We start from the raw sequence: 20,527 nt of genomic DNA, 5'->3' as shown, positions 1-20,527 counted from the left end.
CATCATATAAAAAGAACAGTGAACACGCAAATGTGAATCACTGCATAAACTCTAATAGAAAAATTCAAATCGGGGCAAATCCGTTCAAATTGGGGCAAACGGTATCAGCGATTTTGGGTATAAGAAATCCTTATAAAATCAAGGTTTTTCTTAGAACTTGCCAGCGTTAGCAGCTTTTTCTGCGAAAACGGTGGAGCCCCAAAAGCCTTCAATTTAAAATTTGGGGTATTCCAACTTCGTGGTAGATAGGCGTCTCAGGACGCCCTCTCTCACCCGTTTTCTCTTGCTACTTTTTCAGCTTTGGTTTCGATTACCTGAATTGCTCTGGCACTTCTTGTACCATCTGCTCTTCCTTTGAACATTTGCTTCACCTCTTTAGAATAAACTTCTACATTTTGTGAATTACCTACCCAAAATTACCTGAATAATCAAAAGACAGCTTAAAAAGACAGGCGGGAAACCGCCTGCCCTTGACATGCCTGTAAGCAACTGTTATAATCGAGTAGGAGGCGGTGACTAACCGCCGTCCTCTCACAGCACCGTACGTACCGTTCGGTATACGGCGCTTTCAATAGTTGACGTGCACAGACTGATAGGCTGTGGCTAAATCATAAAAGCCACTGTTCATCAGTCTTTCTTTTGTCATGGCCTTCTTGACTGTCGTCAGATTGGCACAATACCAGTGTCCCCTTCGACAGTTTGCCGCCATGTTCGCATAGTATTCATGGATTCCCATTTTTATCAGATTTCTCTTCTTTGTTCTGGGCAATTTCCATTGTTTCCATATACACATACGTATTCTGTGATAAAGCCATCCGTTGATGTCATCTATGTTGTTCTTCATACTTGCGATTCCGTAGTAGTTAAGCCATCCCCTCGCATACACCTTGATTTTCTCAAGGCTTGGCTTGATTGACTGACATCGCTTACGGGAAGATAACTCCTTCAGTCTAGACTTAAACTTCTTCCATGACTTTGGATGAACTCTGACATAAATGCCTTTTCCGTTCCTTCCCAATGCAAAGCCAAGGAATTTAAAATTTCGGATTGCAAACACGCTGACCGTACGGCTCTTTTCTCGGTTGACTGTAAGTTTCAGCCTCTCCTCAAGATATTTTGTACTGCTTTCCAAGAGTCTCTCTGAAGCCCGCTTGCTCTTTGCAAGGAGCACGATGTCATCTGCATATCTTATGCATGGAACACCTCTTTTCAGGAATTCCTGGTCGAACTCATTGAGGTAGACATTTGCCAGCAATGGTGATAGATTTCCGCCTTGTGGTGAGCCTTCCTCTGTGTCAATGACCACTCCATTTTCCATTACACCGCTTTTTAGATAGCGCTTTATCAACTGTACTACACGTTCATCTTTTACATTCTTTCGGAGAAGATTGATGAGAATTTCGTGATTAAGAGTGTCGAAGTACTTTGACAGGTCGAGGACTACCGCAAATGTATAGCCTTGTTCTGCGTACTTCTTAACCTTAAGTATTGCATCTTTTGCACTTCTGTTCGGACGATAGCCATAGCTGCCTTCTGCAAACAGCGGTTCATAGATTGGCACTAACTGTTGGGTTATTGCCTGTTGAAGTGTGCGGTCTATCACTGTTGGTATGCCAAGCTTTCTCACACCACCATCTGGTTTGGGAATCTCAACTCGTCTTACTGGAGACGGAGTATACTTTCCACGATAAATGCGGTCAGTTATCTCTTGTTGATGTTCCTTTAAATATGGAAGAGCCTCTTCAATGGTCATGCCATCAATTCCCGGTGCTCCCTTGTTTGCCTTAACTCTCTTATACGCTCTGTTAAAGTTGTCTTTATACAGTATCGCTTCCAAAAGTCTCGGCTGTGCACTGTCTCTTTCTTTCCATATCCGATTGAATGACCTAGACGCTTTCACATACCCTTCATGTTCCGCATTATCTCTTTGCGAACAGCCATTGTTTTCAATGTTTTCTGCCATAGACGGTCATTCCTCCTTTCTCGGTCATACTCAAGACTCCTACTGATTCGGTCCTTCACCTCGAACGGAACTTGTTCCGTTTGGCTACTATGGCCTCTGCTGACTTCTGTGCGTTCAGCATTGCTTTATGCAATGGTTACCTCTTTCAAGGCGTACCACACAGACCTCCCTAGGTACCACACGTTTCTTCCTCTCCATCCATCTGCCTCATTTATCATGCATGATTCCGTGTAGTTATTGGGCTTCAACTTGAATAGCAGTCTTACCCTCATGCATGACCTCATATGAGATTCCTGTTCGTCAGACCAGAGATTTGCCCGTGGGTTAGTAGGTTCCCCACATCCAGCTTCCTTCAGATTCCATCTCACGATGGACACCCTTGCTTTCGGCTATATCCTTCCCACTACCGGGCGGATTCGGGACTTTAACCCGTTAGAAACGTGCGCCGCTAGGCGCACTATAAAACAAGGGCGATAAGCCTAATCCGTAAGCTTATTGCCCTTAATTATCATAGAAGAATCTTATTTACAGAGATTTTCTCATACACTCAAATATTTCGATCAACAGAACCTTTTATGACAACATCTCTTTCACACAAGTACTTCGATAATCACTTGGTGATATTTTATATCTTTCTTTAAATACTCGGTTAAACGTTCTCTGACTTTCAAATCCACTATCCATACAAATATTTGTAATAGAATCACTCGTATTTTCCAAACGATGGCATGCATAGTTCAGCCTTGCATCGTTAAGATATTGATTAAAGTTTCTATGGAATGTCTTGGAAAAGAGTCTGGATAAAACATATTTGCTCACGCCCAGGTCTTTTGCCATCTCTTCCAACGAAAACTTCTTCTTGAAATTTGCTGATATATAGGAAACTGTCTGGTAAATAAGATCGTTGCTCCCCACACTGCTCTTTTCTATCAAATTTAATTTTCCTATGCAGCGTGCCAACACAATTTGAAGATATGCCTGTGCAACAGTAATATCCGACTGTTCTGTCTCTAAAATTGCATTTATAACCCTATATACCTCCGGTTCAACCTTTTCCGCTTTGATGATTGGGTATTCAGGAGCCATGGATTGCATGATATCTACAAATTTGGCTATCGTAAATGGCGATGCAATCAGATAAGTCGCTTTATTTACACCGGGTGTCAGTACCTGATAGTGATGAATAACATCCGGAAATACAAAGCCTATATCTCCTTTTTCCATATGGTATAGTTCCTGTCCGACACCAAGTTCTAATGATCCACTTGTTACACAAACGATCTCCAGTGCATTATGAAGATGTGGTTCAATATGTTTTGACTTCCTATTTATTGCTATAATCTCCTCTTTTGTGTCAACATATTTTAACTGCATGAAATACTCCCCTTTGCAACATTTGTCTATATCTTCTTTCGATTTGGCAAGCAATCCTTTTACACCTATCTTATAATCAATTTGTAAATAAGGAAAGGAGGAATTGCAAATGAGCAACCTAAAAAAATATCTGAATGACCTTTTAGTATTCTACACTGAATATTTTGAGCATCCTTACCATGTATAAATACTAAAAGGACTATTTTGTGAAAACTGAATATTTTCTTAAGGCCATTTCACAAAATGAAGTGGTCCTTTTTTATTTTCAAAATACAGTTCTATCACTTTATATATAGAAAAAAGCACTGTCTCATCGAGCAACGACCAGACAACGCTTTCTCCTGTCAATTCTAATTTATGTCTAATGCATCTGTTACTTCATCTGCAGCAATTCCTTTTTCTGCTTTCAGTTTTTTATTTGCATCTTCTACATTCATTCTTGAAAGTGCAAACATAATCAATACATCAAAGATTAACGGAAGCCAAAGATACATGAACTGCATCATATCAAGTGCAGACTGTGGCTGAGTTGCATTTGTTCCGACATATCCACTGAACTCAAGCATCCATCCAACAACAGCGGTTCCAATACCTCCACCGATTTTTACACCAAGAGAAGTACAAGAGTACATCGTTCCGTCAATTCTCTTTCCCTGCGTAAGATAAGTGTATTCAGAGCAAGATGCGATAACTGCATTCATATCTCCCTGCCATGGTCCCTGACCTAAGGCCGCAAGAGCTGTAAATGCCATCATCAGCGGAACACTGCCCATATATCCGGCAACAACAACAAGTGCTCTACCGATGACTGCTAAGACGTAACCTCTTAAGTTCAGTTTATACATACCTTTCCACTTACCAACTAATGTCGGTGTGAAAATCAGGGCAATGATCAGTGGAATATTTACTGCCCATGCAAATTGTCCAAACAAATTCTTATTTTTCAGTACCCATGTCATGTAATAAATGCCAGCTCCAATCATGGCACCATATAACTGCTGTAAAATATATGTTCCACAAATCATCATGTAATATTTGTTTTTGACAAGAAGCTTGAATGCCTGTACCATTCCATACTTTTCATTATCATTCTTTACTTCTCTTTCATTAAGTTCTTCCTCCGGAAGTTCCTTAACAGAAAGTGCTGAAATCGTATTTACGACAAGACCAATGATTGCATAGATAATAGCAACCGTTCTCCATGCCGCAGCATCTCCACCACATTTATCTACAAATCCAACTGTAATCGCCTGAATCAGAAGACTTGTTGAAAATGCAAAAATAAAACGGTAAGATCCCATCTGTACACGCTCTTTGCTGTTCTTTGTAATCAGTGACGTAAGTGCTGAATAAGCAATATTGTTTGCTGTATAAAACACACCATTTAACAGTGTATAAGAAATAAAGAACCATGCATATTTAGCCGTTGTTCCCAAACTCACCGGTACTGCAAAGCAGCCGACCAGCGTAATGGCACAACCAATATATCCGTATAGCATCCAGGGTTTCGCTTTTCCCATTTTACTGTGTGTTTTGTCAATCATTGATCCAAAAAATATATCCGTAAAACCATCAAATAGTTTTGATGCGGCAATCAGGGTACCCACGACACCTGCAGCAAGTCCTACCGAGTCCGTCAGATAGACCATCATAAAAGATGTCAGGAACGCATAGACTACATTACCTGCAATATCACCTGATCCATATCCAATTTTGTTATACCATTTCAAATACTTTTTTTCTTCCATCGAATTTCTTTGCTCCTCATCTTCATCGCACTTAGAATTTCAATATGTCTAACCGTATGATGTCTAATTCTAATTTTTTCTCTGTTTTTGTCTGATTGCTCTGTATATCCGGGCTTTACATTGCAATCAGACTATCCTTCTTTGTTTACGAGTTACATGAAACTTTATTATCCCTTTACATACGGTATCAGTGTAAACTGGAACCGGAATAATACATCATCAAATCGGTACTGATCCAATACAACTGGACCACAACTATTAGAACCAATGCCATTTAATGCGTAGTCAACGCAAAATACTACACTATCTGATTCTGTCAATTCATAATTATGCGTTTTCTTCTCAAGTTCTTCCTGTGTATAATAAGAAGCATTGAATGAGAAGGCATTTTCCGCGGATACCACAATTCCATATCGACTGTTGTTAAGTTCTACATATTCACAATCATAATGGCTTCCATTTTCCTGTGGACGGATATAATCCTCATGCAAATCGTCTACATTTGCCTGGTACAAACCGCGGCTCGCAGCCTGATGTTTGTCACAATAGCTTTCCTGTGGTCCCATTCCAAAGTATCGTGCAGCTGAAAGTTTTTTATCCAGGAACATCCTCACACCAAATCTCGGAAGATCCGGGAATTCATCGTCTTTTGTTACTGCAATATCTGCATCAATCTTTCCAGCAGCTTCTATTTTCCATGTAATCGTCACATCAAGAATCTTCTGTACTGTCTCTGCCACAACGGATGCATGGCTTGTAATTTTCACACCATGCTTTCCCTGCACGACCTCTGTCGTGTAAGCTCTTGTATAAGCTTTATCATAATGGGCTTTCTTCCATTCAGACTTGATGTACATATCGTTATCTGTTGGAGCTCTCCAAATATTTAATTCCATCGGATGGTTCAAGTATTCCCGCCCTGCGAATTTCATCTCTGTAAAGAGTGCAGTACGTTTGTCTATGGTATAAGCAAATTCACGCCCCTTGATATGGATCTGTGTATCATTTTCATTTACCTGTAAATCAGAGTCCACTGCTGTTTTTTTTAGCCATTTCTCAGCAAGTTTACATTTTGCACCGTCTTTGCTTACCTCAATTTCATCGAATCCAAGAATATGGTCTTCATCCAACAGTGGCAATTCCTTTTTCAGATGGTAAATAAATTTTAAATAACATTTTCCACTCTCTGGCACATTGATTTTAAGGTTTATTTTTCCTTCACTGTGTGGTGCTGCTGAAACTTCTGGAAGTTTACCTTTGCTGATTACAAGCCCGTCCTGCGTCAGTTCATAACTGATCTTCACATAATCTTTCAAGTCATCAAAATCCATGTAGTTATGAAGCACCAGTTCTCCGCTTTCTTTGTCATAGGAAATAACCCTTGCCGGGCGATAAACATTCTTGTATTCCAAAAGTCCTGTATGTACCGTTCTGTCCGGATATACTAATCCATCCATACAGAAGTTGCCATCATGAATTTCTTCGCCATGGTCGCCCCCATAAGCATATATAGTCTTTCCATTCTCAGCAGTTCCATGAGCAATCGCATGGTCACACCATTCCCAGACAAAGCCGCCGCACATTTTATCATTATCCTGAATCATCTGGAAGTAATCTTCAAAATCTCCAGGTCCGTTTCCCATGCTGTGACAGTACTCTACCAAAAGGAAGGGTTTGCTTCCATCTTTATCCAGATATTCCTGAATTTCGGAAAGCGCTGGGTACATCCGGCTGTACACATCCAGATTGCTGTAATCATATGTTTCATCATAATTACGGTATCTTGCACTCTCATATTGTGTGATACGATCTGGATCAAAATTCTTTGTCCATTCCAGTGCTTTTTCAAAGTTGCAGCCATAAGCACTCTCATTTCCCATTGACCACATAACAATACAGAAACGGTTTTTGTCACGTTCCACCATGAGTTTTACGCGATCAACGATTGCCTCTTCCCATACCGGATCATCTGCAATCTTCTCATTCCATCGTTTGAACCGATTGTAATCAGTGTCTTCTTTTCTGTAGATCATAAATGGACCATGAGCTTCAATATCTGCTTCATCTATTACCATGAATCCATACTTGTCACACATTTCATAGAAAAATGGTGCGTTCGGATAGTGGCTGGAACGGATCGCATTAAAATTATGCTGCTTCATTAACGTAAGATCGGTTGTAATCTGTTCCGGATTGATTGTAAATCCCGTAACCGGATCAGAATCATGTCGATTGACACCACGGAATTTAATCTTCTGTCCATTTAAATAAATAACCTGGTCTTTAATCTCTATCTTTCTTAATGCAATGTGATCTATAATTACTTCATTCTCTGTTTCAAGAATCAGTTTATATAGATATGGATTTTCTGTATTCCAAAGTTCCGGACTTGCGATTTCTAATACAGCTGTTCCTTCTTCAGCAATACTTCCTAGTGCTACAACTGCTCCGTTTCTATCTTCAATCGAAATTTTTACATTTAACGGAGAGTAGAATTTCATTTCAATTTCTACTTTCGCAAGCATATCCTCAATTCTTGTTTTAATATGATAATCACTGATTGCCTGTTTTGGGCGTTTCAAAATGTACACATCCCGGAAAATACCACTCATACGGAATTTATCCTGATCTTCCAAATAGGAACCATCACACCACTTCATTACCAGCACTGCCACCGTATTCGTTCCATCCTGAAGTACATCGGTAACATCAAACTCACTGGTCATATGCGAAACCTGGCTGTATCCTATGTAAGAGCCATTGATCCATACGTAAAAGCAACTGTCTACTCCTTCAAAGTTCAAAAAAGATTTTGGCGCTTTCTCATCTCTACTGTACTCAAAAGTATGTACATAGGCTCCACACGGAATGTCCTGTGGCACATATGGTGGATCAAACGGAAATGGATACCGGATGTTTGTATACTGGTGTGTATCATATCCAGCCATCTGCCATACACTTGGAACCTGAATCTCATCAAAATTTTCTGTATCATAATTCTTCTCAAAGAAAGAATTCTGAATGTCATAGATGCTGTTAAAATACTGGAATTTCCAAGTTCCATTCAATAACTGCATACGATCTGACTCTTCTCTGTGTTCCACCAAGTTATCCATTCTTCTGGATGCCGGAATATAATAGGCTCTGGCTGGCATTGTGTTTTCGTGCAGTACGCTTAGATTTTCATAATAACGTGGTACGATCATAAATAGCTCTCCTCCAATACATACACTTTTTTGTTCTTTGTTTTCCTAAAGCAAACCTTATACTTTACTTTTTGTTTACGTTCCTTATTTATGCTATATATAGCCTATCCTAATTCGCAAAATATGTCTATGAATTGGATTAGACAAAATATGCACTAAATGATACAATGATAAAAAGTACGAAAAGAGGTGCTGTCCTATGTATTTGAACACCGGTTATTTGAACCACTCACATATGGATTTCAAAGACAAAAGTCGTCCGCTGATTGTCGGTAGCTGTGGTACTTACCGTCTTTCCAGACATCCCAAACTTCCGACCTACCGTCCAAGGGGTCGTCTGGATTATCAGATTATATATATCACTGCTGGTTGTGGGCATTTTCATTTTGATAATGTAAATAATGAAACGATTGTTCCAGCCGGCAACATTGTACTGTACAGACCGAAAGAACTCCAAAAATATGAATATTACGGAGAAGATAAGACAGAAGTATACTGGATTCACTTCACAGGAAGCAATGCGAAAAATATCTTACGTCAATATGGGTTTCCGGATAAAGAACGTGTCTTTCAAGTGGGTACATCTAATGAATATGAACAAATTTTCAAACGTATCATTATCGAGCTCCAACGCTGTCAAGACAATTATGAGGAAATGCTTGTCCTTTTGCTACGTCATCTTCTGATCAGTTTCCACCGGGAACTGACAAGAGAGCACATATTAAAAAATGAATATCTTGATCATGAGATGGATAATGCTGTTACCTTTTTCCGTGAAAACTACAATCAAAATATCAATATTGATGATTATGCTGCCTCACGAGGCATGAGTGTCAGCTGGTTTATCCGAAATTTCAAAAAATATACCGGTTCTACACCAATGCAATTCATTGTGGGAATCCGCATCAACAATGCTCAGATGTTACTTGAAACAACAACTTATTCCATCAATGAGATTTCTAAGATTGTCGGATATGATAACCAGCTTTATTTCAGTCGGCTTTTTCACAAGTGGAAAGGATATTCGCCGAGAGAATACCGAAAGCTGAGAAACAAATTCTGAAATCCGCAAAGAGGAGTCGAGGGTGCGGACATTCTTGGGGTGTCTGCTTTTGCAGATGCCCTTTTTGCTTTACACAATTTGTGTGCTACCTCGTGTGTGCTACCTGTGTGCTACTTGTGTGCTACGTGGAAAAAAATAGGGCTATCGTGGAACATTCAGAACCACGATAACCCTTGATTTTACTGGATTTCTTAGAACTTGCCAGCGTTAGCAGCTTCCTCAACGGAAACAGCTACAGCTACAGTAGCGCCAACCATCGGGTTGTTGCCCATACCGATCAGACCCATCATCTCAACGTGTGCGGGTACAGAGGAAGAACCTGCGAACTGCGCATCGGAGTGCATACGGCCAAGTGTATCTGTGAAGCCATAAGAAGCAGGACCTGCAGCCATGTTATCGGGATGCAGGGTACGGCCGGTACCGCCGCCGGAAGCTACGGAGAAGTACTTCTTGCCCTTCTCTACACATTCCTTCTTGTAGGTACCTGCAACAGGATGCTGGAATCTGGTCGGGTTGGTGGAGTTACCGGTAATGGAAACGTCTACGCCCTCTTTCCACATGATTGCAACACCTTCTGTTACGTCGTTTGCGCCGTAGCAGTTAACCTTGGAACGAAGGCCTTCGGAATAAGATTTCCGGAATACTTCCTTCAGCTCGCCGGTGTAATAGTTCATCTCAGTCTCTACATAAGTAAAGCCGTTGATTCTGGAAATGATCTGTGCAGCATCCTTGCCAAGACCGTTCAGGATAACGCGCAGAGGTTTCTTACGAACCTTGTTTGCCTTCTCAGCAATACCGATAGCACCCTCTGCTGCTGCAAAGGACTCATGACCTGCCAGGAAGCAGAAGCAGTCTGTTTCTTCTTCCAGCAGCATCTTGCCCAGATTACCATGGCCAAGACCTACTTTACGCTGATCAGCAACGGAACCGGGGATACAGAAAGCCTGCAGTCCTTCGCCGATTGCTGCTGCTGCGTCAGCTGCTCTTCTGCAGCCTTTCTTGATTGCGATCGCTGCACCTACAGTGTAAGCCCAGCAAGCGTTCTCGAAACAGATGGGCTGGATTTTCTTTACCTGATTGTAAACATCCAGGCCGGCATCTTTGGTGATTTTTTCAGCTTCTTCGATGGAAGCAATTCCGTAGCTATTTAAAACAGCGTTAATCTTGTCAATTCTTCTTTCATAAGACTCAAATAATGCCATGCTTCGTTACCTCCTCCTTTTATTCCTGTCTGGGATCGATGATTCTTACAGCATCATCCACACGACCATACTGACCGGATGCTTTCTCATATGCTGTCTGAGCGTCATCGCCCTTCTTCATAAAGTCTGTCATCTTGCCGAAGTTTACAAACTTGTAGCCGATGATCTGATCGTCTGCATCCAGAGCGATACCGGTTACATAACCTTCAGCCATTTCAAGGTAACGAGGGCCTTTCTTCAGGGTACCATACATAGTACCAACCTGGCTTCTTAAGCCCTTGCCCAGATCCTCCAGACCTGCACCGATCGGCAGACCTTCTTCAGAGAATGCGGACTGTGTACGACCATAAACGATCTGTAAGAACAGCTCTCTCATAGCTGTATTGATCGCATCACATACAAGGTCAGTGTTCAGAGCCTCCAGAATGGTTCTGCCAGGAAGAATTTCTGCAGCCATAGCAGCAGAATGAGTCATACCGGAACATCCGATGGTCTCTACCAGTGCTTCCTGAATAATACCTTCCTTAACGTTCAGTGTCAGTTTGCAGGCACCCTGCTGAGGTGCACACCAGCCAACACCATGAGTCAGACCGGATATGTCCTTGATCTCTTTGGCTTTTACCCATTTTGCTTCTTCCGGGATGGGAGCACAGCCATGGTTAACGCCCTGTGCTACCGGACACATCTGTTCTACTTCGTGTGAATAAATCATGTGTTATCTCCTTTCGTCTAATGGATGAAAATTTCGTCAGCAGGCACACCAAAAAGGCGCAAAGCTTTCTTCCATATAAGAGATCCGAAGCAGATCTCCATGAAAAAAGCACCAGCTGTACGCTGATGCTATTTTCTCATACTTTTCGTCAAAAATCCAGTATTTTTTACAAAACACAGAGGTAAAACCTTTGGATTCAAAAATAATCAGGATAAAATCATTCTGTCATTTGCAAAACTGCCGCCGCTGGCCTGTTCAAACTTCTCCAGAAGATCTGATACATGCAGCTTTTTCTTTTCTTCCCCTGCCACGTCATAGATAATATGTCCTTCATACATCATAACCAGGCGATTGCCGTGTGCAATTGCATCCTTCATGTTGTGGGTGATCATCAGAGTCGTCAGGTTGTCCTGTCCAACAATCCGGTCTGTTGCCTCCAGTACCTTTGCAGCTGTTTTGGGATCCAGTGCCGCTGTATGCTCATCCAAAAGCAGAAGCTGCGGTTTTTTCAGGGTAGCCATCAGAAGTGTCAGTGCCTGTCTCTGACCACCAGAAAGCAGACCAACTTTGGAGGTCATACGATCCTCCAGCCCCAGTCCCAGCTCTGCCAGGCGCTCCCTGTAAAATTCCCGTTCTTTGCTGCTGATTCCTTTTTTCAAGGTACGGCTCAGCCCTCTTCTCGCCGCAAGCGCCATATTCTCTTCAATCTGCATACTGGCTGCTGTTCCGGTCATCGGATCCTGAAACACGCGCCCCAAATACTTTGCACGCTTATATTCCGGAAGCTTTGTGACATTGACGCCGCCGATCTCAATCGTGCCCTCATCAACCGGCCACGCACCTGCAACCGCATTCAGCATGGTAGATTTTCCGGCGCCGTTTCCGCCGATCACCGTTACGAAATCTCCATCATTTAAATGGAGACAAAGGTTATTCAGTGCGGTTTTCTCATTTACTGTCCCCGCATTAAAAGTTTTACTAATGGATTTTAAGTCAAGCACGTCTGGCACCTCCCTTTTTAACAGGTTTGGAAAAGTATTTGCGCTTCATATAAGGAATTGCCAGAAATACTGCTACAACGATCGCTGACAAAAGCTTCAAATCATTAGAATTTAAGCCAAACCACAAAACAACCTGCAGAACTAAGTAATAAATAATGGATCCAAGCGCTACTGTCAGCAGACTGAATGCAAAGTTGCGGCTGATTTTGCCGAATACGACTTCGCCGATGATGACCGCAGCCAGACCGATTACGATCGCACCGCGTCCCATGTTGATGTCCGCAAAGCCCTGATACTGCGCCAGAAGACCGCTGGAAAGCGCTACGATGCCGTTAGACAGCATCAGACCGATGATCTTTGTCAGATCGGTATTGATACCCTGTGCGCGGGACATATTTTCATTGGAACCGGTAGAACGGATGGAGCAGCCCAACTCCGTCCCGAAAAACCAGTACAGAATTACGATCAGCACTGCGATAATGACTGCTACAACAAACAGCGTATTTTTATAAAAAACAACGTTTTTAAGGTAACGCATAGAAACCAGCACGTCATATTTATCAGTAACGAGCGCTACATTGGCCTTGTTGCCCATAATTCTCAAGTTGATGGAATACAGACCCAGCTGGGTCAGAATACCTGCCAGAATCGCCGGAATTCCCATCGTCGTATGTAAAATGCCCGTTACCAGACCAGCCAGCATGCCTGCGATAAACGCGCAGAACAGGGAAAATCCAACAGAATGCCCATTCATCATCATCACAACACAGACTGCACCTCCGGTACACATCGTGCCGTCTACGGTCAGATCTGCCAGATCCAGAATCTTATAGGTAATAAATACGCCGATCGCCATGATTCCCCAGATCAGCCCCTGTGCGCAGCCCCCCGGCAGCGCGTTAAACAATGCTACAATATTCACTGCTTCCTCCTCCAGTACACTTTTTTATTTTTCAAATATCGGCAGTCCTGGTTTCCTCGCTGATACTTTTTTAGTCGTTCCATAAAAAATCGACAAAAAGCGCTGAAGAGGAATTTCTCCCTCCTCAACGCTCTGCAAACCCTCACAGTGACTTGCGATTACTCAATTGCCACATAATCATCCGGCACGGTAATACCGAGCGCCTCACAGTTTGCTACATTATATTTCTTGGTTACATTCGGAGCAAACTCAACTGCTGTCTGAGATACATCCGCACCGTTTACCAGAATTTCATATGCCATCTCGCCGGTTTTATAGCCAAGGTCATAATAGCTGATGGACAGCGTTGCTACACCGCAGCCGGAGCAGATGCCTTCCTCGCCGGTGATGATCGGAATGCCTGCAGGCTGACAGATGTTCTGAATAATCGTGGTGTTCGATGCTGCTGTATTGTCGGTAGGAATATAAAGGACATCAGATGTTGCAATCGCATTGTTTACAACCGACGCGATATCGTTGGAGTCTGCGAAGGTGTACTCTGTGCATTCATATCCGTAATCCTTTAAATATTTCTGAATGGTATTGGACTGATAAGAAGAATTCGCTTCTGCAGAGCAATACAGGATGCCGACATTTTTTGCATCCGGAAACAGCTCATGCAGCATGTCCGCCTGCTGATCCAGCGGAGCCAGATCGGAAGTACCGGAAATGTTTGTGCCGGTTACGCCTGTCCAGTCATCGATGGAAAGTGCTGTCGCATAGTCTGTAACGCTGGTTCCCAGAATCGGGATCTCATTGGTAGCTGCCGCTGCTGCCTGCAGAGGGGCCGTTGCATTTGCCAGAATCAGGTCAACATCAGAAGATACAAACTGGTTGACGATCGTTGCACAGGTTGCGGAATCACCGGAAGCATTCTGCAGATCAAACTTCACATTTTCCTCACCCAGCAGTTCTGTCAGTGCATCCTGAAAGCCCTGGGTTGCTGCATCCAGCGCTTCGTGCTGTACCAGCTGACAGATACCAATGTTATACACCTTGCCATCTGCTGCTACCGTATCCGCTGCTGTATCTGTTGTCTCCTCTGTTGTTGCTGCAGGGGTTTCTGCCGCTTCACTTTCTGCCGGTGCTGCAGTGTTTGCTGTCGAGCCGCAGCCAGCCAAAGATGTTGCGGTCATTGCCAGCACAAGGGAAATTGCCGCTAACTTTTTCATTTTTCGTTCCTCCTCATAATCACTTTTTACGCTTTAACGCGTGCAAGCGTTAATCTATTGAGTAAACTATACACCGCAGGCACTGCTTCGTCAAGCATTTTTTCTATTCTGCTATCACAATCGTTCCCATGCGCCCTTCCTGCTTTTCTGAAAGCCGATTTTCATGCGGGCATGGAATCAACTTTCAGAAAAGCACAATTAAATTAAAAAAAGAAAAGGCAGGGGTCAGCCCCTGTCTTCCTTTAATACGATATGTTCCTGATCTTTGAAAATACTGTTTTCCGGAATAAATCCGCGCACCCGCGAAAGCGGATAAACGTTCGTATGTCTTCCGATTACCGTTCCCGGATTTAACACGCTGTTGCAGCCGACCTCCACGCAGTCGCCCAGCATCGCGCCGAATTTTTTCAGACCGGTTTCGATGTTTTCTTCTGCAGATTTGACAACAACCAGAGTCTTGTCGCTTTTTACATTCGAAGTGATGGAACCTGCACCCATATGTGCCTTATAACCTAAAATGCTGTCCCCGACGTAATTATAATGCGGAACCTGCACTTTATTGGACAGAATGACGTTCTTTAACTCGGTAGAATTACCGACAACTGCGCCTTTTCCGATGATTGCGCTGCCTCTGACAAACGCGCAATGTCTGATTTCCGCTTCCTCATCCACGATACAGGGACCGTTTAAGCAGGCAGTCGGCGCAACAGTCGCGCTTTTTGCCACCCAGATATCCTCTCCTCTTTTTTCGAAGCGATCCTCCGGCAGAGCGTTCCCGAGTGCTTTGATGAATTCCTTGATATAGGGCAGAACCTCCCACGGATACTCATACTGCTCCAAAAGCGGTGCAGCGATTGTTTCTTCCAGATTGTACAGGTTTCTGATCTTCATTGCTTCCATCTTCTTTTTCCTCCTGTTTCTGCCGTCTGAATGCGGCGAACGTTTTGCAGAAAAGCACTAGCCCTCTGCATTTTCTTTCTTTTCTGTCCTTTTTTTTGCTGTTCCTGCTTTTTTGACAGCCGGTGCGGTTTCTTTTTTCTGGTAAAAACCGGCTATCGCATCGAACTGCTGATATAAGATGGACTGATTATGCAGCTGTTTAACGATATTCGTCCTCCTGCGTACAAAATCATCCAGTTTATCCATATATTCTCCGGATGTAATCGTCCCCTCCGCAACACCGGTCAGCCCTTTTTCCCAGCTGGCAGTCAGCGCGGGATTTAACAGTGGTCGGATCGAATCTGAAACCACATCGTAAATCATTTCGCCCATCAGCGTCGGCGTGATCGTCTGCGTCTTTTTATTCAACGCCAGATACTCGATCGTGACAAGCTTTTTTAAGATTTCCGCACGCGTCGCAGAGGTTCCGATGCCGCTGCCCTTGATCTGTGCCCGCAGCTCTTCGTCCTCAATGAACTGTCCCGCATTTTCCATTGTCAGGATCAGCGAGCCGGAATTATAGCGCTTCGGCGGCGAGGTTTCGCCTTCTTTGATAGAAAGAGAATGCAGCGGAAGCTGTTCTCCTTTTTTCATAGTCTGTAACACCTTTAAAAATGCCTCGTCGCAGGAAAATTCCTCTTCCTCTCCGTTTTTCTCCTCTTTTTCTTCTTTTTTGGAGCTGAAAAAGGATGGGCGGCTGACGCCCAGATACCCTTCCTGCGTCAGCACCTTAAACGAAGCAAAAAAGCGTTCACCCTGCGGCAGCTGCTGCGATTTTACAAGCACCGTCAGCGATACCTTCTGGGAAATCGCCGGCGGATAAAAGATGCTCAGGAAACGTCTTGCAATCACTTCATAGACCTTTGCCGACGCGGAAGAAAGACTCCGCAGCGCCGAAAAGCCCTGTCCGGTCGGGATAATCGCATAGTGATCCGTGATCTGTTTGTCGTTGACATAACGGGTTTTTGCAATTTTCTGATAACTATTTTCTTCCAGAATCTGCACTGCGTATGCGCTGACCGGAGCGAAATTGCGAAGTCCACCGATATTTTTATGGATTTCCTTTGCAACTGCGCTGGATAAAACACGAGCATCCGTTCTCGGATAGGTCGTCAGTTTTTTTTCATAAAGCTCCTGCGCGATTTTGAGCGTTTCATCCGGACTGATCTTAAACATCCGGGAGCAATCATTTTGCAGCTCCGCCAGATTATATAACAGCGGCGGATTTTTCTGTTCTTTCTTTTTTTCACATTTTTCCAGAAAAGCGCCTGAAAATCCAGAGGACATCGCGCCGCTCGGCAAAATTGCACCCAGCTTTTCCATCAATGCCTCGGCATCTTTTTTTTCCGAAAATCCGTTTTCTTTATATAAAAGTGGTGAAAGGTTCCAGGCACTTCCCTCTACTGCGCGCCATTCTCCCTCGAACGGTTTTTCCTTTCCGTCGCCCATCGGAATTCCAAAGGCTCCCGTCACACGGTAAAAAGGCGTTTTTACAAACGAACGGATTTCGCGTTCCCGGTTGACGACCATGCCCAATACACAGGTCATTACACGGCCAACTGAAATCACCGCACGGTCGCGGCGCAAGTAGTTTTTGACATGGTTGCCGTATTTTAAAGTCAACGCACGGGAAAAATTGATGCCCATCAGATAATCTTCCTTGGCGCGCAGGTAAGCTGCGTTCGCCAGATTATCATATTCCGACAAATCCTTTGCCTCCCGCACCCCGCGCAGAATCTCTTCCTCCGTCTGAGAATCAATCCAAACCCTGCGGCGCTTTTTTCCGTGAATGTTCGCTTCCTGCTCCACAAGTCGGTAAATATACTCTCCCTCTCTCCCGGAGTCTGTACAGACGTAAATTGTATCGACGTCCGGACGGTTCAACAGCGAGCTGACGATATCGAACTGTTTTTTGACGCTCGAAATCACTTCATATTTAAAAGTTTCCGGGATAAACGGCAGCGTATCGACCGACCACTTTTTATATTTGATATCGTACACTTCCGGATAGCTCATCGTAACCAGATGACCAACGCACCAGGTCACAATCGCCTCTTCCGATTCCAGATAACCATCCCTGCGGCTCATCTGATATTTCAGCGCTTTTGCAAACTCCTGGGCCACACTCGGTTTCTCTGCGATAAATAACTTTTTTGCCATACACCTCTGTCCTGTAAAGCAGCGAAAGGGAGGTAGCTTCTACCTCCCGTCGTTTTCTGCTGTATGTCTCTCTTTTATTTCTTTGTGATATATCCCTGTGCTTTGAGCAACTCTGCACAAAGCACTGCGCCGCCCGCTGCTCCGCGGACCGTATTGTGGGATAAGCCAACGAACTTCCAGTCGTAAACCGTATCCTCTCTCAGACGGCCGACCGAAATTCCCATGCCGTTTTCATAGTTGACATCCAGCGCAATCTGAGGGCGGTTATCCTCCTCCAGATACTGAATAAACTGTTTGGGCGCGCTGGGAAGCTCCAGTCTCTGCGGCTCACCGGAAAAATGAACCAGACGGTCGATTAACTCTTCCTTGGTAGGCTTTTTCTTAAACTTCACAAACACAGCTGCGGTATGTCCGTTTAAAACAGGCACACGGATACACTGGCATGTGATAACCGGGCTCTGTGCCGGAACGATCACGCCGTCCTCCACTTTACCCCAAAGACGCAGCGGCTCCTTTTCGCTTTTCTCTTCCTCGCCGCCGATATAAGGGATGATATTTCCCACCATCTCCGGCCAATCTGCAAAGGTCTTACCCGCGCCGGAAATCGCCTGATAGGTCGTAGCAACCACCTCATAGGGCTCAAACTCTTTCCATGCAGTCAGGACAGGCGCATAGCTCTGAATCGAGCAGTTCGGTTTTACAGCAACGAAGCCTCTCTTGGTACCGAGTCTTTTTTTCTGAGATTCGATAACTGCCGCATGCTCCGGATTGATCTCCGGAACCATCATCGGGACATCCGGTGTCCAGCGGTGTGCGGAGTTATTGGAAACAACAGGTGTTTCTGTCTTTGCATAGGCTTCCTCGATCTTTTTGATCTCGTCCTTTGTCATATCGACAGCGCTGAATACAAAATCAACCTGGGATGCTACATGCTCCACATCGTTAACGTTTAATACGATCAGGTTCTTTACCGCTTCCGGCATGGGTGTGTCCATTTTCCATCTGCCGCCGACTGCCTCTTCGTAGGTCTTGCCTGCGGAACGGGGGCTTGCTGCAATGGCAGCCACTTCGAACCAGGGATGGTTTTCCAGCAGTGAAATAAACCGCTGACCTACCATGCCGGTTCCACCCAGAATGCCAACTTTCAGCTTCTCACTCATTTTTTCAATTCTCCTCTCCTGTTTTCATCCAGATTGCTCCGGTTGATGGCTGTTGCCTTTCATCCGATTGGAAATTGTGTTTCCATTTCAGATTTATATCAGATAGTATCATATTTTCTACTTTATTGCAATAAAGTAAAAAATATTTTGTCGAATCCGCAGGGCAGCTACGTCATTGCTATGTAACATCGATGCGCAATTGCAGCAGCTTCCGCATATGATAAAGCAGATCATGTCAGGATTAGCCTGCAAAAGAACCCAGTTTCAGGGCAATCCTGCCAGAAAGAAGGGAAAAGCTCATGGACTCTGTCCTTTTAAAAGTACAGGAACTGTCCTATTCCTACCACACCCTAAACGGCGAAACGCCCGCCCTGGATCGGGTTTCCTTCTGCCTTTACCGCAAAGAATTTCTGGCGATTGTCGGTCCCAGCGGCTGCGGCAAATCCACGATTTTGTCCCTGATCGCCGGCTTGCTCACCCCGGGCAGCGGCGGCATCACGTTTTATGGGGAAAATGGTCATCAGCCCGGCATCGGCTACATGCTGCAGCACGATCTTTTATTTGAATGGCGAAACGTCTGGCAAAATGTTACGCTCGGACTGGAAATCGCCCACAAGGATACCGTCAAGAACCTGGAACGCGTTCGCAGGATGCTCTCCGACTACGGGCTTCTGGAATTTCAGCATAAAAAGCCGTCTCAGCTTTCCGGCGGCATGCGCCAACGGGCTGCCCTCATCCGCACGATGGCGCTCGAGCCCGATATCCTGTTGCTCGATGAGCCGTTTTCCGCGCTGGATTACCAGACCCGGCTGACCGTTTCCGCCGATATTGCTGCCATGATCCGTAAGGCAGAAAAATCCGTCATCCTCATCACCCACGATCTTGCAGAAGCTATCAGCCTCGCCGATCGCGTTCTCATCCTGTCTGCCCGCCCCGCCCGTGTCAAAGCAGAATTTCCCATTCACCTGACTGCCGCAGACCATTCGCCGCTTGCCGCACGGCGCGCGCCGGAATACGGACAGCTTTTTAATCAGATCTGGGAGGAACTGTCCAATGAAAACAACTGACCAAACACTGTCCGACCAGCAGCTTTTCCTGCTTGCCCACAGGCGCCATCATCATTTCGTCCACTTTGCCCGGATTTTTATGCTGCTTCTTTTCCTGACAGTCTGGGAGTTGTTCGCAGACTTCCATATCATCGACAGCTTCTTTTTCTCCAGTCCTTCCCGTGTCGTCACCTGCTTTGTCCGCATGGTCTTAGAGCGTTCCCTGTTTACCCATATCGGTATTACGTTGACTGAAACGGTCATCAGTTTTTTTCTCGTCGCCCTCATTAGCCTTTCCGCCGCCACGCTTTTATGGTACAGCCGCCGGCTGTCTGAAATTTTGGAGCCGTTTCTCGTCGTTTTAAACAGTCTCCCGAAATCCGCGCTCGCTCCTCTTTTGATCGTCTGGCTCGGCACCGGCATGGATACAATCATCGCCGCCGGCATTTCCGTCGCCATCTTCGGTGCAATCATCAACCTTTATACCGGATTTTTGCAGGCAGATCCTGAAAAGCTTCTCCTGATCCGAACGCTCGGCGGCACCAGACGGGACTGCTTTTTCAAGGTTGTCCTGCCCGCTTCCATTCCGGTCATTTTAAGCAATATGAAAGTCAATATCGGGCTTTCGTTAGTCGGCGTCGTGATCGGCGAATTTCTCGCTGCCAGACGCGGGCTCGGCTATCTGATCATCTACGGAAGCCAGGTACTGCAGCTGGATATGCTCATTACATCCATCCTGCTTTTGTGTATCATTGCGATGGGGCTTTATCAGCTGCTGCAGTTTGCAGAGCACTGTTATAAGAAAAAAGTGTAGGACTGC

15 protein-coding genes are annotated in these 20,527 nt (G+C 44.6%); 3 read left to right on the top strand and 12 right to left on the bottom strand.

The features are described 5' to 3' along the window. Positions 1–568: 568 nt before the first annotated feature. The 4 genes from ltrA to OCV62_RS06945 all read right to left on the bottom strand — a co-directional run bounded on the left by ltrA (position 569) and on the right by OCV62_RS06945 (position 8,291). Positions 569–1,963 (bottom strand): group II intron reverse transcriptase/maturase, encoded by a 1,395-nt coding sequence (ltrA, locus tag OCV62_RS06960; RefSeq protein WP_118763737.1) that lies wholly within the window; start codon positions 1,961–1,963, stop codon positions 569–571. A 573-nt stretch (positions 1,964–2,536) separates the two neighbouring features. Beyond that, entirely contained in the window at positions 2,537–3,337 is an 801-nt protein-coding gene (locus OCV62_RS06955; protein WP_262585725.1) for a helix-turn-helix transcriptional regulator, read from the bottom strand. Between the two features lie 350 nt (positions 3,338–3,687). Next, positions 3,688–5,085, bottom strand: coding sequence for an MFS transporter (locus tag OCV62_RS06950; RefSeq protein WP_262585724.1), 1,398 nt, complete (start codon positions 5,083–5,085; stop codon positions 3,688–3,690). A gap of 167 nt (positions 5,086–5,252) precedes the next feature. After that, a complete protein-coding gene (locus OCV62_RS06945) occupies positions 5,253–8,291 on the bottom strand; it encodes a glycoside hydrolase family 2 TIM barrel-domain containing protein (RefSeq protein WP_262585723.1) in 3,039 nt (1,012 codons plus the stop codon). Between the two features lie 199 nt (positions 8,292–8,490). Here OCV62_RS06945 and OCV62_RS06940 point away from each other — a divergent pair, with 199 nt between their 5' ends. Beyond that, a complete protein-coding gene (locus OCV62_RS06940) occupies positions 8,491–9,354 on the top strand; it encodes an AraC family transcriptional regulator (RefSeq protein WP_262585722.1) in 864 nt (287 codons plus the stop codon). 191 nt (positions 9,355–9,545) lie between these two features. On the opposite strand, the gene OCV62_RS06935 is transcribed toward OCV62_RS06940, so the two are convergent. The 8 genes from OCV62_RS06935 to asd form a co-directional block, all read right to left on the bottom strand. Further along, positions 9,546–10,556 (bottom strand): GGGtGRT protein, encoded by a 1,011-nt coding sequence (locus OCV62_RS06935; protein WP_021914620.1) that lies wholly within the window; start codon positions 10,554–10,556, stop codon positions 9,546–9,548. Positions 10,557–10,575: 19 nt separating this feature from the next. Then, positions 10,576–11,268 (bottom strand): iron-sulfur cluster assembly scaffold protein, encoded by a 693-nt coding sequence (locus OCV62_RS06930; protein WP_021914621.1) that lies wholly within the window; start codon positions 11,266–11,268, stop codon positions 10,576–10,578. Positions 11,269–11,474: 206 nt separating this feature from the next. Further along, positions 11,475–12,269, bottom strand: coding sequence for an ABC transporter ATP-binding protein (locus tag OCV62_RS06925; RefSeq protein ID WP_021914622.1), 795 nt, complete (start codon positions 12,267–12,269; stop codon positions 11,475–11,477). Beyond that, positions 12,262–13,191, bottom strand: coding sequence for an ABC transporter permease (locus OCV62_RS06920; RefSeq protein WP_262585721.1), 930 nt, complete (start codon positions 13,189–13,191; stop codon positions 12,262–12,264). Before OCV62_RS06920 ends, OCV62_RS06925 begins: the two co-directional genes overlap by 8 nt. A 158-nt stretch (positions 13,192–13,349) precedes the next feature. Next, positions 13,350–14,402, bottom strand: a complete 1,053-nt coding sequence (locus OCV62_RS06915) for an ABC transporter substrate-binding protein (protein WP_262585720.1) — start codon at positions 14,400–14,402, stop codon at positions 13,350–13,352. A 225-nt stretch (positions 14,403–14,627) separates the two neighbouring features. Next, positions 14,628–15,302 (bottom strand): LbetaH domain-containing protein, encoded by a 675-nt coding sequence (locus tag OCV62_RS06910; RefSeq protein ID WP_021914625.1) that lies wholly within the window; start codon positions 15,300–15,302, stop codon positions 14,628–14,630. 57 nt (positions 15,303–15,359) lie between these two features. Further along, the gene (locus OCV62_RS06905) at positions 15,360–17,501 is read right to left on the bottom strand and encodes a DNA topoisomerase (RefSeq protein ID WP_262585719.1); all 2,142 of its coding nucleotides are present in this window, start codon (positions 17,499–17,501) and stop codon (positions 15,360–15,362) included. Positions 17,502–17,575: 74 nt separating this feature from the next. Continuing rightward, on the bottom strand, positions 17,576–18,661 hold the full coding sequence (asd, locus tag OCV62_RS06900) for an aspartate-semialdehyde dehydrogenase (protein ID WP_117961313.1): 1,086 nt from the start codon (positions 18,659–18,661) through the stop codon (positions 17,576–17,578). A gap of 299 nt (positions 18,662–18,960) precedes the next feature. Here asd and OCV62_RS06895 point away from each other — a divergent pair, with 299 nt between their 5' ends. Continuing rightward, positions 18,961–19,728: an ABC transporter ATP-binding protein gene (locus OCV62_RS06895; protein ID WP_262585718.1), complete on the top strand. Its 768-nt coding sequence runs from the start codon at positions 18,961–18,963 to the stop codon at positions 19,726–19,728. Then, on the top strand, positions 19,715–20,521 hold the full coding sequence (locus OCV62_RS06890; protein WP_262585717.1) for an ABC transporter permease: 807 nt from the start codon (positions 19,715–19,717) through the stop codon (positions 20,519–20,521). Before OCV62_RS06895 ends, OCV62_RS06890 begins: the two co-directional genes overlap by 14 nt. Positions 20,522–20,527 lie beyond the last annotated feature (6 nt).

Origin of the sequence: Gallintestinimicrobium propionicum (assembly GCF_025567525.1) — a bacterium.
GTDB lineage: Bacteria > Bacillota > Clostridia > Lachnospirales > Lachnospiraceae > Gallintestinimicrobium > Gallintestinimicrobium propionicum.
Note: the sequence above shows the minus strand (reverse complement) of the source record. Positions and strands in the feature narration are given on the sequence as shown.

Bases quoted from the DNA above. Each gene is read 5' to 3' on its own strand.
- ltrA (WP_118763737.1), bottom strand. From the start codon at position 1,963: ATGGCAGAAAACATTGAAAACAATGGCTGTTCGCAAAGAGATAATGCG.
- OCV62_RS06955 (WP_262585725.1), bottom strand. From the start codon at position 3,337: ATGCAGTTAAAATATGTTGACACAAAAGAGGAGATTATAGCAATAAAT.
- OCV62_RS06950 (WP_262585724.1), bottom strand. From the start codon at position 5,085: ATGGAAGAAAAAAAGTATTTGAAATGGTATAACAAAATTGGATATGGA.
- OCV62_RS06945 (WP_262585723.1), bottom strand. From the start codon at position 8,291: ATGATCGTACCACGTTATTATGAAAATCTAAGCGTACTGCACGAAAAC.
- OCV62_RS06940 (WP_262585722.1), top strand. From the start codon at position 8,491: ATGTATTTGAACACCGGTTATTTGAACCACTCACATATGGATTTCAAA.
- OCV62_RS06935 (WP_021914620.1), bottom strand. From the start codon at position 10,556: ATGGCATTATTTGAGTCTTATGAAAGAAGAATTGACAAGATTAACGCT.
- OCV62_RS06930 (WP_021914621.1), bottom strand. From the start codon at position 11,268: ATGATTTATTCACACGAAGTAGAACAGATGTGTCCGGTAGCACAGGGC.
- OCV62_RS06915 (WP_262585720.1), bottom strand. From the start codon at position 14,402: ATGAAAAAGTTAGCGGCAATTTCCCTTGTGCTGGCAATGACCGCAACA.
- OCV62_RS06910 (WP_021914625.1), bottom strand. From the start codon at position 15,302: ATGGAAGCAATGAAGATCAGAAACCTGTACAATCTGGAAGAAACAATC.
- OCV62_RS06905 (WP_262585719.1), bottom strand. From the start codon at position 17,501: ATGGCAAAAAAGTTATTTATCGCAGAGAAACCGAGTGTGGCCCAGGAG.
- asd (WP_117961313.1), bottom strand. From the start codon at position 18,661: ATGAGTGAGAAGCTGAAAGTTGGCATTCTGGGTGGAACCGGCATGGTA.
- OCV62_RS06895 (WP_262585718.1), top strand. From the start codon at position 18,961: ATGGACTCTGTCCTTTTAAAAGTACAGGAACTGTCCTATTCCTACCAC.
- OCV62_RS06890 (WP_262585717.1), top strand. From the start codon at position 19,715: ATGAAAACAACTGACCAAACACTGTCCGACCAGCAGCTTTTCCTGCTT.